12 protein-coding genes and 1 riboswitch are annotated in these 12,726 nt (G+C 41.0%); of the genes, 1 reads left to right on the forward strand and 11 read right to left on the reverse strand.

Translation table 11 applies throughout. The features are described 5' to 3' along the window. Positions 1-176 precede the first annotated feature (176 nt). The 11 genes from NCY30_RS13745 to NCY30_RS13795 all read right to left on the reverse strand — a co-directional run bounded on the left by NCY30_RS13745 (position 177) and on the right by NCY30_RS13795 (position 12,216). Positions 177-866, reverse strand: a complete 690-nt coding sequence (locus NCY30_RS13745; RefSeq protein ID WP_055181344.1) for a response regulator transcription factor — start codon at positions 864-866, stop codon at positions 177-179. After that, on the reverse strand, positions 859-2,352 hold the full coding sequence (locus NCY30_RS13750; RefSeq protein ID WP_055181346.1) for a HAMP domain-containing sensor histidine kinase: 1,494 nt from the start codon (positions 2,350-2,352) through the stop codon (positions 859-861). Before NCY30_RS13750 ends, NCY30_RS13745 begins: the two co-directional genes overlap by 8 nt. Before the next feature lie 82 nt (positions 2,353-2,434). Next, on the reverse strand, positions 2,435-3,622 hold the full coding sequence (gene metK / locus NCY30_RS13755) for a methionine adenosyltransferase (protein ID WP_055181347.1): 1,188 nt from the start codon (positions 3,620-3,622) through the stop codon (positions 2,435-2,437). Between the two features lie 163 nt (positions 3,623-3,785). Beyond that, positions 3,786-3,883, reverse strand: a riboswitch (SAM riboswitch). 94 nt (positions 3,884-3,977) lie between these two features. Beyond that, positions 3,978-5,270 (reverse strand): UDP-N-acetylglucosamine 1-carboxyvinyltransferase, encoded by a 1,293-nt coding sequence (locus NCY30_RS13760; RefSeq protein WP_006428709.1) that lies wholly within the window; start codon positions 5,268-5,270, stop codon positions 3,978-3,980. 280 nt (positions 5,271-5,550) lie between these two features. Then, positions 5,551-6,054: a shikimate kinase gene (locus NCY30_RS13765; protein ID WP_006428710.1), complete on the reverse strand. Its 504-nt coding sequence runs from the start codon at positions 6,052-6,054 to the stop codon at positions 5,551-5,553. Positions 6,055-6,174: 120 nt separating this feature from the next. Then, positions 6,175-6,531 carry a hypothetical protein gene (locus tag NCY30_RS13770; RefSeq protein WP_028086626.1) on the reverse strand — a complete coding sequence of 119 codons (357 nt, stop codon included), beginning with the start codon at positions 6,529-6,531 and terminating at the stop codon, positions 6,175-6,177. A gap of 81 nt (positions 6,532-6,612) precedes the next feature. After that, positions 6,613-8,049, reverse strand: coding sequence for a glycoside hydrolase family 32 protein (locus NCY30_RS13775; RefSeq protein ID WP_195369515.1), 1,437 nt, complete (start codon positions 8,047-8,049; stop codon positions 6,613-6,615). Positions 8,050-8,073: 24 nt separating this feature from the next. Continuing rightward, entirely contained in the window at positions 8,074-9,168 is a 1,095-nt protein-coding gene (locus tag NCY30_RS13780; protein ID WP_055181351.1) for an ABC transporter ATP-binding protein, read from the reverse strand. 3 nt (positions 9,169-9,171) lie between these two features. Continuing rightward, the gene (locus tag NCY30_RS13785; RefSeq protein WP_250818819.1) at positions 9,172-10,023 is read right to left on the reverse strand and encodes a carbohydrate ABC transporter permease; all 852 of its coding nucleotides are present in this window, start codon (positions 10,021-10,023) and stop codon (positions 9,172-9,174) included. Continuing rightward, entirely contained in the window at positions 9,995-10,894 is a 900-nt protein-coding gene (locus tag NCY30_RS13790) for a carbohydrate ABC transporter permease (RefSeq protein ID WP_006428715.1), read from the reverse strand. Before NCY30_RS13790 ends, NCY30_RS13785 begins: the two co-directional genes overlap by 29 nt. Continuing rightward, the gene (locus tag NCY30_RS13795) at positions 10,894-12,216 is read right to left on the reverse strand and encodes an ABC transporter substrate-binding protein (protein WP_022415067.1); all 1,323 of its coding nucleotides are present in this window, start codon (positions 12,214-12,216) and stop codon (positions 10,894-10,896) included. Before NCY30_RS13795 ends, NCY30_RS13790 begins: the two co-directional genes overlap by 1 nt. Positions 12,217-12,416: 200 nt before the next feature. Here NCY30_RS13795 and NCY30_RS13800 point away from each other — a divergent pair. Next, on the forward strand, positions 12,417-12,726 hold a 310-nt coding region (locus NCY30_RS13800; protein WP_250818820.1), incomplete at its 3' end, for a LacI family DNA-binding transcriptional regulator.

The following is a 12,726-nucleotide window of genomic DNA, read 5'->3' on the forward strand; positions in this document are numbered from 1 at the left end:
ATGTAATGACACCAATGAAATATCATGAGCAATATACAAAAGCAGCATAAAATATCGCCAGCCATAGCATGGCTGACGATACAAAAATTTATTATTTTTTATTGTCCTCTTGACGGGGAGCATACCATGGTACACCTCCGGGGGGTTTTTGCATTTCAAAATATTTTGTTATATTTTTATACTTTAAACCGATACCCAACACCCCATATCGTCTCGATATACTGCGGGTTGGATGTGTCCACTTCCACTTTCTCACGGATCTTCTTGATATGCACCGTTACCGTTGCGATATCCCCGATGGACTCCATATCCCAGATCTCCCGGAATAACTCTTCTTTCGAATATACGTGGTTCGGATGGCTCGCAAGGAATGTCAGCAGGTCGAATTCCTTCGTCGTAAATGTACGTTCTTCTCCGTTCACCCACACACGTCTTGCAGTTGTATCAATCTTCAGTCCTCTGATCTCGATCACTTTATTCTTCTCTGCCGCACTTCCGGTCAGACGGTCATATCTTGCCAGATGCGCTTTTACTCTCGCCACCAGTTCACTTGGACTAAACGGCTTTGTCATATAATCATCCGCACCGAGCCCCAGTCCCCTGATCTTATCGATATCATCTTTCTTCGCAGATACCATCACGATCGGTGTATTCTTCACATCACGCACCTGACGGCAGATATCGAATCCGTCTGTTCCCGGCAGCATCAGATCCAGGATCAGAAGATCATAATCTTCGTTCAGTGCTTTCTGAAGTCCTATATCTCCGTCAGTTGCAACCTCTACGGTGAACCCGCTCAGTTCCAGATAATCCCGTTCCAGATCTGCAATTGCTTCTTCGTCTTCTACTATTAATATCTTACTCATTGACTGGTACCTCCTGATACTTTCTTAGTACAAAATACATTGTCGTTCCGGTCTCTTCTCTGCTTGTTGCCCAGATCTTACCGCCGTGTTCTTCTACAATCTTCTTTACTACAGACAAACCGATTCCACTTCCTCCGGTGGACGAATTTCTCGACGCATCGGTCCGATAAAATCGGTCAAAGATATTCGGCAGGTCTTTTGCTGCAATTCCTTTTCCGTTGTCTTCCAGTTCAATCTGTACAAAATCTCCTACATCTTTGACACGCAGATTGATCATTCCCTTTGGTTTGTCCATATATTTCAACGAATTGTTGACAATATTGTGAATCACACGTTTTACCTGCTCCGGGTCTGCAATGATCCGTACATTCTTCTCTACATAATTAAAATAACCAAATCCTACATTCTGTGCTGCCAGTTCAACCGACAGGTCATCCGCACAGTCGTTGAAATATTCATTCGCCGACACGATATTAAAATTGTAAGGGATCTTATTCGTATCGATCTTAGAATATAATGTCAGCTCATTGATCAGCGTATTCATCTCTGTCGCTTTATTGTAGATTGTTCTGACATACCGGTCTATCTTCTCCGGTGTATCTGCAACACCATCTATAATTCCTTCGGCATAACCTTTGATCGTTGTCACAGGTGTCTTCAGATCATGTGAAATGTTACTTATCAGTTCTTTACTTTCTTTGTCATATTTCAATTTTTCTTCGGCACTTTCCTTCAGGCGTCCTCTCATCTCTTCCAGGCTCTGGCAGAGTTTTCCAAGTTCATCGTCAGCCTCCGGTTTCAACTCAAAATCCAGATTCCCATCCTTGATATTCTGCGCCGCTGTCTGCATCTTGCCGATCGGCCCCATAACCGCACGGTAAATCCATATAATAAGAGCTGCCGAAGTAAGTATCAGTATCACTACAATTCCAATCAGGATTTCGCAGAAAAACTGTCCAACCTCCGGAATTACATTGGATACATCTGACACAATGAACGCACTTCCCTTATTGCCGTCATCATATCTGAAATCTACCTGTTTTACCAATGCTTCTGCATCTCCGCCAAGATAAATTCCGTTCTCCGATGTTGTATCTGTATCTCCATATCCCGGCAATTGTTCGATCACCGCTTTTACACGATCATCATCGCTGCCCGTATATACGATTGTTCCGTCTTTTCTCACCAGCAGGTATGCATTCTTATTCTCCAGTTTTTTATTAAACTGATCCAGTTCTGTCGCATCTTCCATCTCAGATGCCTGTTCTGACATATCCTTCAGTTCATGATACGGCTTCTCCGTAACACGTGCAAGTACCTGCATGGAATTCGTAAAATCAGAAATCGTCGTTCCTGTAATCCCATAATTCTTCTCCACCACTCCGATCTGATAGCGGCATACCATTGAAACCATCATGGCTGCCATAAGGACCGGTATAATAATAATCGTAAAAAATGCTATAACTAATCGCGTTTTCAGCTTCATGTATCTGTCCTCCACTAAAAAAAATTATAGCATGAAAAATGGGTGCTTCACACCAAAGCACCCATAAACTTTTATAAAATTTCTATAAATATTTTTTCAGATCTTCTACTTTGTCCAGTTTCTCCCATGGAAGATCAATATCTGTACGTCCGAAATGTCCGTAAGCCGCTGTCTGTTTGTAGATTGGTCTTCTAAGATCAAGCATCTGAATGATTCCTGCCGGGCGGAGATCAAAATTCTCACGAACGATCTCTACCAGTTTATCATCTTCTACTGCACCTGTTCCGAATGTATCTACCATGATAGATGTCGGATGTGCTACACCGATTGCATAAGACAACTGAATCTCACATTTCTTGGCAAGTCCTGCAGCAACAATATTCTTGGCAACGTAACGTGCTGCATAAGCAGCAGAACGGTCAACCTTTGTACAGTCTTTTCCAGAGAAAGCCCCGCCGCCGTGACGTGCCATTCCACCGTAAGTATCTACGATGATCTTACGTCCTGTAAGTCCACTGTCTCCGTGTGGTCCGCCGATTACAAAACGTCCTGTCGGGTTGATGAAGAACTTTGTCTTCTCATCTACCATGCCCTCTGGAATGATTGCATCGAATACATATTTCTTAATATCTTTATGAATCTGATCCTGTGTCACTTCCGGATCATGCTGTGTCGAAAGTACGACTGCATCCAGACGTGCCGGAACACCATTCTCATCATATTCAACCGTAACCTGTGTCTTTCCATCCGGTCTTAAGTACGGAAGTGTTCCGTTCTTTCTTACTTCTGTAAGCTTTCTTGAAAGCTTGTGTGCAAGTGCGATCGGGTATGGCATATATTCCGGTGTCTCATCAGAAGCATAACCGAACATCATTCCCTGGTCTCCGGCTCCGATTGCATCAATCTCTTCTTCTGACATTGTATGCTCTTTTGCTTCAAGTGCTTTATCAACACCCATAGCGATATCTGTAGACTGTTCATCAATTGCTGTGATCACACCGCAAGTCTCTGCATCAAATCCATATTTTCCTCTTGTATATCCAATCTCTTTGATCGTATCACGAACGATTTTCTGAATATCAATATATGCATTTGTTGTAATCTCACCCATAACAAGAACCATACCTGTTGTTGTTGCTGTCTCACATGCAACACGGCTCATTGGATCCTGCTCCATCAATGCATCCAGAATGGCATCTGAGATCTGATCACACATTTTATCCGGATGTCCTTCAGTTACTGATTCTGACGTAAATAATCTTCTTTCCACGTTCTTTTCTCTCCTTCTTTTCTAAAAAACAGTTCCTGCATTCTTTCTCTTGGGATTGTCTGTATCTCCAGAACCTGCCACCGGCAGCTTCTTCCGAACGCATGGCGTTTTAAAAACCGTCCACTTATATAAGTGGACGGTTTGATATCTTCATAAACCAATCCTCTTATTGTTCGATCACTCGCTCAGGCTGGCACCTTCCTACAATGGGGTTGCCGCAGTTTCACAGATCCTTTGTATCTCCACTGCTCTGAATAAGAGAAAGTTTGCTTTTATTAAGTTATTTTTGATACGACTAAGACTTTACTCTATTTTCCCTGTACTGTCAATAGACATATATAAGAAAATGTATCATCTAGCCTACTTTTAATTTGAACTTCTGAATCGCTTTTTCAGAATCTACTCTTTCGATGATTCCACCAATGCTGCGAAGTTTCTCTTCGAATCTTTCATATCCTCTCTGGATATATACGATGTCATCTACAATTGTGATTCCATCCGCTGCAAGACCCGCGATGCAAAGTGCGGCTCCTGCACGAAGATCCGGTGCACTTACTCTTGCTCCGGAGAATTCTGCCACGCCTTCGATCGTTGCGGAATTGCCTTCTACCTTTACATTGGCTCCCATTCTTGCAAGCTCATCCAGATATTTGAAACGGTTTTCAAAAATACTCTCTGTAATGATACTTGTCCCCTTACATAAGGCCAGTGTCACGCCGATCTGCGGCTGCATATCTGTCGGGAATCCAGGATACGGAAGGGTCTTCACATGTGTGCTTGTAAGATCTCCCTTTGATACGACACGTACAGCATCGTCGAATTCTTCCACTTCACAGCCGATTTCTACCAGTTTTGCGATCGTAGCTTCCAAATGCTTCGGAATAACATTTAGTACCGTTACATCTCCCCTGGTAGCTGCTGCTGCGAACATGAATGTTCCTGCTTCAATCTGATCCGGGATCACAGAATATTCTGTGCTGTGGAGACGCTGTACACCACGGATCTTGATCACGTCTGTACCTGCTCCTCTGATGTTGGCTCCCATGCTGTTCAGGAAGTTTGCAACGTCTACAACGTGCGGCTCTTTCGCAACATTTTCCAGAATGGTAAGTCCTTCTGCCATAGCTGCTGCCATCATAACATTGATGGTTGCTCCAACACTTACAACGTCAAAATAAATATGTTTTCCAACAAGACGGTCTGCTTCTGCAACAATCTTGCCATGTTCGATATCTACATCTGCACCAAGTGCACGGAATCCTTTGAGATGCTGGTCAATTGGTCTGCTTCCGATATTGCATCCTCCTGGAAGTGCAACTTCGGCACGTCTGTACTTTCCAAGTAATGCTCCGAGAAGATAGTACGAAGCACGGATTTTCTTAATGTAATCATACTCGATATCTACATTCTTAATGCTGGCTCCGTTAATCTTCACTGTATGACGGTCAACACGATGTACCTGTGCTCCAATCCCCTCGATTGCGTCAATCAGTACGTTAATGTCATTTACATCCGGTAAGTTATCGATCAATACAGTTTCATCTGTCATGATTGCTGCCGCAAGAATTGCAAGTGCTGCATTCTTCGCACCACCGATTTCCACTTCTCCCACAAGCGGATGACCGCCCTTAATAATATACTGTTCCATCAATTACACCTCATTAATATTTATATAAATCTCTATCTACAATAAATCTATTCTTAATCTGCTATTCTATCTTTCTGCAAATCTGTTTCAATTATCTAATTCTAAATATCTCTAAATCTAATTTTTCTAAAATTCGTGCATAAATTTCTGCATCACAATATAACCCCTAAAAAGGGTTCGCGCCTATTATAGCACAAATTTTCCAATTGTAAAATATTTTTTACAGTTATGTAATTTTATTGTAACATATTCCAATTGTTCTATCTATACTTGTGCACTTTTACTCCCCTAATGCATCTAATACCGATTCAATCGTATCTTCCAGCTTCTGATTATCTTCACACACTGTAATATCTGCATACTTTTCAAAAAGCTTTACTCTTTCATCATACAGATCTTTGAGCGTCTGTCCGTCACGCAATACCACTCCACGGCCTTTGGCATTTTTAAGTCTGCTGTTTATTGTCTCAAAGGATGCCTGTAAATATACGACTTTGCCGATTTCTTTATAATGTTTCATCGCATTTTCACAATATACTACGCTGCCTCCTGGCGAGATAACGGTACGTTCCGCTTTCACCTGTGCATTTACCCGGTCTTCTACTTTCAGGAAGCCATCCGGTCCAACGTCAGCAATAATATCTTTCAGAAGTTTCCCTTCTGATTCCTGAATCAGAATATCTGTGTCTACAAATTTGTATCCCAGTCTCTTTGCAATTACCACACCAACTGTACTTTTCCCGACTGCCGGCATTCCGATAAAAATAATGTTATTATCTGCCATGATGTGCCCCCCTGTATGTTATGTTCTGACTTTTTCATCTGAAAACATTCATTTATCACCGCACAGTATAACACACAAGAGGGCGAAGTGGAAGTTTTTTTCCAGATGCCCTCTTGTAGATCAATATATTTTTTTACGTATCTCTCTATGTTCCACACGTCTCCTGCAAAGTTCCTGATATGTCATAACCTCGATCAGATCCATAAGCCAGGCACCCGGGTTCTCTTCTTCCTTCTCCGCCTTATCATAGATCCTGCGGCACATCAGACGAAGCTGCAGGCGGTCCGGATATTCATCATACATCATGCTTCCGTCATATTCCATTCTGTCACATTCCTCTTCCATATAAGGAAGTACTCTCTTCGCCGTATCCGGGTAAATGCTTTTCATATAGTCATAGTCTCTTCTCGCATTCCGGTCATCATTATACAGCAACGGAACCGGATAAGCCATATAGAACGGTAATTTATTCTCCATAATCCTGATTGCTCCTTGGCGGTTCTATCTGTATTAAGATATGCACGGGGACATCAATCGGTGAATGAGAAACTATCTCTTCTAATTGAATGTTATCTCATATTTTTCAATATTAACGGTTGCCGCTTCATCACTAGTAAATATAATTTCATTTGCTTCCAATGGCGTAGGAATGACCACACTTGCCGTCTGCTCTCCATCATTAATAAATAATTCTACAGAATATCTGTCCATGATAAAATGTAGTTTCGGCGCATGATGTTTTTCCGCAATTTCTATCTTTCTCACACAGACAACATCTGCATTTACACCACTGTAGGTCCGGTCAATTTCAATCTGATGTTTTTCCGGATAATATGTAAATGTTGTTGTATATTCTTCATTATGTGCCACATCTACCTTGAACTCCCTACCTTCTACATTCGTAGGTTCTACCGTCATGTCAATCACCCGGCCATTGATACCATCCAAAGACATCTGTCCGCTAATTTTCTGTTCTGTATAGATGGTTGGATTTTTCTTATACTTTTCCAGTTCTCTCACCGGACTTTGCCAGATTTTCCCATCTTTGATTTTTAATTCTCTTGGGAGTGTCATCATTCCCTGCCATTTCTGTCCTTTTGTCATGACACGTGCATCCCACGACTTCATCCATGCGACCATGATCCGCCTGCCATCCGGAAGCTCTGTTGTCTGTGGTGCATAAAAGTCCAGTCCATAATCTAGGTTTCTCTTTTTCTCCCATGCAAAATCCGATGTTTCTTTTTCTGCATCTCCAATAATATAAATGGAATTATGACCGTTATGAAATTCGTACTTTTGCGCATGCATATTCTGCGGAGAACAAATGATTACAGGATACCCGTCTACTTCCAGATAATCCGGACACTCTAACATATCTCCATTCTTTCCGTCATTTCTCAAAAGGACTTTTTCATACCGCCAGTTTTTATAGTCCGCACTGCTAAATAAGACTATTTGCCCACAATTTTCCTCATAGCGATTGCCTACAACGCAATAATATCTGCCATTCTTTTTCCATATTTTCGGATCACGGAAGTCTTTTCTGTCAAATTTCTCCGGCATGATATCTCCTTTTATAACTGGATTATCCTGCCATTTTTCATAAGTCTTCCCATCTCCAATGGCAATACACTGATTCTGGATTTCTTTTCCGTCTTTCTGGCTTACTCCTGTATAAAGCAGCACATGCTTTCCATCAGCTTCTACTGCACTTCCCGAGAAACATCCTATGTGATCATAATCCTGATCAGGTGCCATAGCTACCGGATATGCTTCCCATTTTAGCAGATCTTCGGTCACCTGATGCCCCCAGTGCATCGGTCCCCATTCTGTTTTATATGGATAGAACTGATAGAACAAATGTACTTTTCCCTGGTATACAGAGAAACCATTCGGGTCATTCATCCATCCTGTTTCCGGTGTCACATGGAATAATGGTTTTTCTTTTTCATCTATGTAATTCTGTCTGATATATTCATTGGCTTTTTCAAGCATACGTTCTTCCTCTTCTATTCTAAATCATTCTGCTCCGATTACCTGCTCTGTTTCCTTATCAAAGAAATGCATCTTATGTGGCATAAAGGTAAATTCCACCTCATCTCCCACCTGGCTTACTTCATATTTTGATACTCTTGCAATCGTTACGCTTCCTCCGAAGTCAAAATACAGATTATTCTCATTTCCCATAATCTCCGTATTGTCAATAACTGCTTTCTGATGACTTCCATAAACGTCCAGATTAGTTATATCGAACTTGATATCTTCTCCTCTGATTCCCATGATAACTTCTGAATATCCTGCAATACGTTTTGCAATTGCTTCCGGAAGTTCCACTGTATTGCCATCTGCAAATATCAATTTCTTTCCGTCTACTTTCACATCATAAAAATTCATCTGCGGAGATCCTATAAATCCCGCAACAAATTTATTCACCGGATGCTCATACAGATCCATTGGTTTACCAACCTGCTGGATCACTCCATCTTTCATGATTACTATTCGGTCTGCCATTGTCATGGCTTCTACCTGGTCATGCGTGACATAGATGGTTGTACTTCCAAGATTTCTGTGTAACTTACTGATCTCATTTCTCATGCTGACACGCAGTTTTGCATCCAGGTTAGAAAGTGGCTCATCCATCAAAAAGACTTTCTGGTCTTTTACAATCGCTCTTCCAAGTGCCACTCTCTGTCTTTGTCCACCTGATAAATTCTTAGGCTTACGGTAACGATATTCTTCGAGTCCCAGGATATCAATTGCCCAGTCTACTTTTTTCTTGATCTCATCTGCCGGAACCTTCATGTTCTTCAATCCATAAGAAATATTTTTTTCTACCGTCATATGTGGATACAGTGCATAGTTCTGGAACACCATAGAGATTCCTCGATCCGCCGGTGCAACCTCATTCACACGTTTTCCATCAATAAAAAGGTCTCCACTTGTAATCTCTTCAAATCCTGCGATCATTCGGAGTGTTGTGGATTTACCGCATCCGGATGGTCCTACAAATGCGATAAATTCTTTTTCTTCTATATCTAAGTTAAAGTCTGTCACGGAATTCTTATCGTTTCCTGCATATTTTTTACATATATTTTTAAATTCGATAAAGCTCATCTTTTAGCCCTCCTTGGAACCTGTTGATATTACACCCTCTACGATCTGTTTTGAGAAGAGTGAATAGATAATAATGACCGGAATTGTTACCATTGTGATAACTGCAAGGGTCTGTCCTGTTGTTGTGTTATCATTTGATGTAATCGCATTCAGACCAATCTGTGCTGTCAGAAGATCACTGGATGTAAATACAAGTGACGGCCACAGATAATCATTCCATACATTCAGGAATGTAAATACACTAACCGTTGCCACTACACTCTTTGACATTGGAAGAACCATAGTAAAAAAGTATTTTACCGGTCCACAGTGATCTAACTGTGCTGCCTCATATACATCATCCGGAAGTCCCAGGAATACCTGACGGAACAGGAAAATGTTAAACGGATTCACGATCATTGGAAGTACATATCCAAGCACCGTATTCAGAAATCCAAGTTTTGCAATGATCAGGAAATGTATCGTAATGATCGTCTCCATCGGTACGATCATCAGAAGCATAATGATCAGAAGCCAGCGTTCTCTGAATGGAAAATTAATCTTAGCCAATGCATATCCTGCCAGTCCATTTACAATTACACCAAGTACGATCAATATTGCTGCATAGAACAAGGTATTACACATATATCGTACAAATCCTGTATTTGTTAATACAGATACATAATTTTCAAAGAAATTTCCGTTCAATGCCGGTGGAATGAATGCCGCCATACTGTTCATATCAGCAGTGATTGCCGCGTCTGGTTTAAATGAGTTTGCCAGCATCCAGATAACCGGGAACAGGAACAACAATGATACGATCAGAAGTACGACCGTCAGTATCCAATTATTTCTTTTTTGCTTTTTTGTTAACATTCTGATCCTCCTTATCTCTTGTTGCGATTGTCTGGATCACGGTCAGTATCATTACAAAGAATGCGAATACAATAGCCATTGTAGATGCCAGTCCAATTTCCCAGTTAACAGTACCTGTTTCATATATATCATACACAACCGTATACGTTGAATTCGATGGTCCTCCTCCGGTCATAACCATTGGCTGTACCAGCATACGGAATGCTCCGATCGTAATCGTAATTAAAACGAACACACACAATGGTTTCAATTCCGGCAGGGTAATGTCCTTGAATTTCTGCCACGGTGTTGCATGGTCCATCTCGGCCGCTTCATAAAGTGCCGGATTGATTGCCTGGATTCCTCCCAGGAAGATGATCATCTGATATCCCATTCCCTGCCATGCACTCATGATCGCGATGGATGGAAGTGCCTGACTGGCACTGTTGATGAATGGCTGTGCATCAATTCCAAAGAAAGAAAGGATTGCATTCATAATTCCTTCCGGGCTGTAGATCTGGATCCACAGTGTTGACACAACAGCAAGTGACATGACCACCGGAACAAAGAATGCTACTTTGAAATACTTCTTACAATGCGTCACTTTATTAATCAGAAGTGCCAGCACAAGCGCTCCAATTCCCTGCAGCGGAACAATAATGATCACAAACTTTACGGTATTAAAAAATGCCTGTGAAAACACATCATCTTTAAAAATCTGAATATAGTTGTCCAGTCCGACAAAATGCGTCAGTCCCGGATTTAAAGCAAAGAAATCAGTAAAACTGAAAATCAATGTCAGGATCATCGGCAGGAATAAAAATATCGTAAGTAACACAAGTGCCGGTCCAAAAAACGCCATTCCCATAATGGATTCTGTTCTTTTCTTCATTATTTCATCACATAACGCTTTAATTTTGCGTTAATCCTTTCTACAGATTTATCCAGTTCTGTCTTCGCATCTTTATCGGTAAGCACCGAATTTTCCAGTACTTCCTGTACCGATGCACTAACCTGTGGATATACAGGTGTTTTTGATCTTGGATGTCCATATTTACTGAGCTGATGATATAAGGCTTTGTAATTCTCATCTTCTTCAAAAATCGGACTGCTCTCAAACGCTTCATATGTAGATGGGAAACTCTTACTTTCATCCCACAGGCGCTTTCCACTTTCTACACCACTCATCCACTGTACCAGCTTTGTCGCACCTTTTAGTTTCTTCGTCTTTGATGATGCCGCAAATGCCCAGGAACCGGTTGGTGTATATCTTCCGCCATCCCAGTTATCGGATACTACATATGGTGCAACTCCAAGGTTTACATCCGGATAGTTATTATAGATTGTATTTACTTCCCATGCCCCGTCGAACTTAAATGCTGCTCTTCCGCTTTCGAACAGGTCTGTAATCTGTACTTTAGACATATATCCATTATCCAAAAACGATTTAAAATAATTCACTGTTTTCAGATTCTCTTTTGAATTGAATACACCGTTCACCTTCAGTCCATCTTTACTTACAAAGTCACCGCCATTTGACCAGAAAAACGGTGCATAATAATAAATCGTAGCTTCTCCTGTCGGGAAAGTCATATCCAGCGCATAACCTTTTTTCTTCTCTACTACCGGCTGTACTTTCTTTAACACCTCTGTGAACTCACTCCATGTCCATGGGTGATCTGCATCTGGAACTTCTACACCCGCTTCTGCGAGAATATCTTTGTTATAATAAAGTCCCACGCTGGATTCCATTGCTCCAAGCGCATAGAGTTTGTTATTATACGTTCCCTGCTGAATAATGGAATCCAGATACACACTCTTTTCTTCGTCTGTTAATTTTGCAAGCGGCTGGATAATTCCGTTCTCTGCATATGCCGCTATATTAGGGCCATCAACAGTAAGCACATCCGGCAGATCTCCTGACATCACGGATGCATTGATCTTATCCGAATAGCCTCCACCACTGTCATTTCGTGGAATAAATTCAATATCTGCAAAATATTTCCCATCATATTTCTTATTAAATGCATCTACAGATTTCCTGTAGCACTGTCCTTCTTCTGTGTCTTCGATTGAATGTACCCAGATAGAAAGATATTCTTCGCCTTTGTCATATCCCTTTACTTCTCCTGGTTGCGGCTGTTTATCTCCACACCCCGTCAATGCCATTGCAAAGAATGCTGCCAGCAGTACCCCTACTGTTCGTTTCTTCATAGCTTTCTCCTTTCAGATTCACGATTGCGTAACCAGTTAAGTAACCGGTTACTTTATATATTCATAATACTATCCAGGATCTTACTTGTCAATAGATTTCAAAGAAAAAGTTACCGGTTACTTAACTAGTTATTTTTTGTTTGATTTTTTTCAATGCACTTGCTATACTGATAATATACATTATAAGGAAGAGGATTTACATGAAACAGAAAAAAGTAACTTTTGCAGATATAGCCGCTTATACAGGCTTTTCAAAAACTACCATTTCCAGATATTTTAATAATCCGGATTCTCTGACTCTTGAAAATCAGGAAAAAATCGCTCATGCACAGGATGTCCTTGGATACCAGGAAAATAAGCTCGCCAAAGTACTGGCTAATGGAAAAAGTGAATTTGTTGGAATTATCATCCCCAACCTGTATCTTCACTATTACTCTGAGATGTTAAACCAGTTACTTTCTACTTACGAAAAGTATAATTATAAATTTCTTGTATTCATTGGAAATAATA

The sequence above is a fragment of the Dorea sp. MB18-49 genome (assembly GCF_023669465.1).
Classification (GTDB): domain Bacteria; phylum Bacillota; class Clostridia; order Lachnospirales; family Lachnospiraceae; genus Dorea_A; species Dorea_A longicatena.

Bases quoted from the DNA above. Each gene is read 5' to 3' on its own strand.
- NCY30_RS13745 (WP_055181344.1), bottom strand. From the start codon at position 866: ATGAGTAAGATATTAATAGTAGAAGACGAAGAAGCAATTGCAGATCTG.
- NCY30_RS13750 (WP_055181346.1), bottom strand. From the start codon at position 2,352: ATGAAGCTGAAAACGCGATTAGTTATAGCATTTTTTACGATTATTATT.
- NCY30_RS13760 (WP_006428709.1), bottom strand. From the start codon at position 5,270: ATGGAACAGTATATTATTAAGGGCGGTCATCCGCTTGTGGGAGAAGTG.
- NCY30_RS13765 (WP_006428710.1), bottom strand. From the start codon at position 6,054: ATGGCAGATAATAACATTATTTTTATCGGAATGCCGGCAGTCGGGAAA.
- NCY30_RS13770 (WP_028086626.1), bottom strand. From the start codon at position 6,531: ATGGAGAATAAATTACCGTTCTATATGGCTTATCCGGTTCCGTTGCTG.
- NCY30_RS13775 (WP_195369515.1), bottom strand. From the start codon at position 8,049: ATGCTTGAAAAAGCCAATGAATATATCAGACAGAATTACATAGATGAA.
- NCY30_RS13780 (WP_055181351.1), bottom strand. From the start codon at position 9,168: ATGAGCTTTATCGAATTTAAAAATATATGTAAAAAATATGCAGGAAAC.
- NCY30_RS13785 (WP_250818819.1), bottom strand. From the start codon at position 10,023: ATGTTAACAAAAAAGCAAAAAAGAAATAATTGGATACTGACGGTCGTA.
- NCY30_RS13790 (WP_006428715.1), bottom strand. From the start codon at position 10,894: ATGAAGAAAAGAACAGAATCCATTATGGGAATGGCGTTTTTTGGACCG.
- NCY30_RS13795 (WP_022415067.1), bottom strand. From the start codon at position 12,216: ATGAAGAAACGAACAGTAGGGGTACTGCTGGCAGCATTCTTTGCAATG.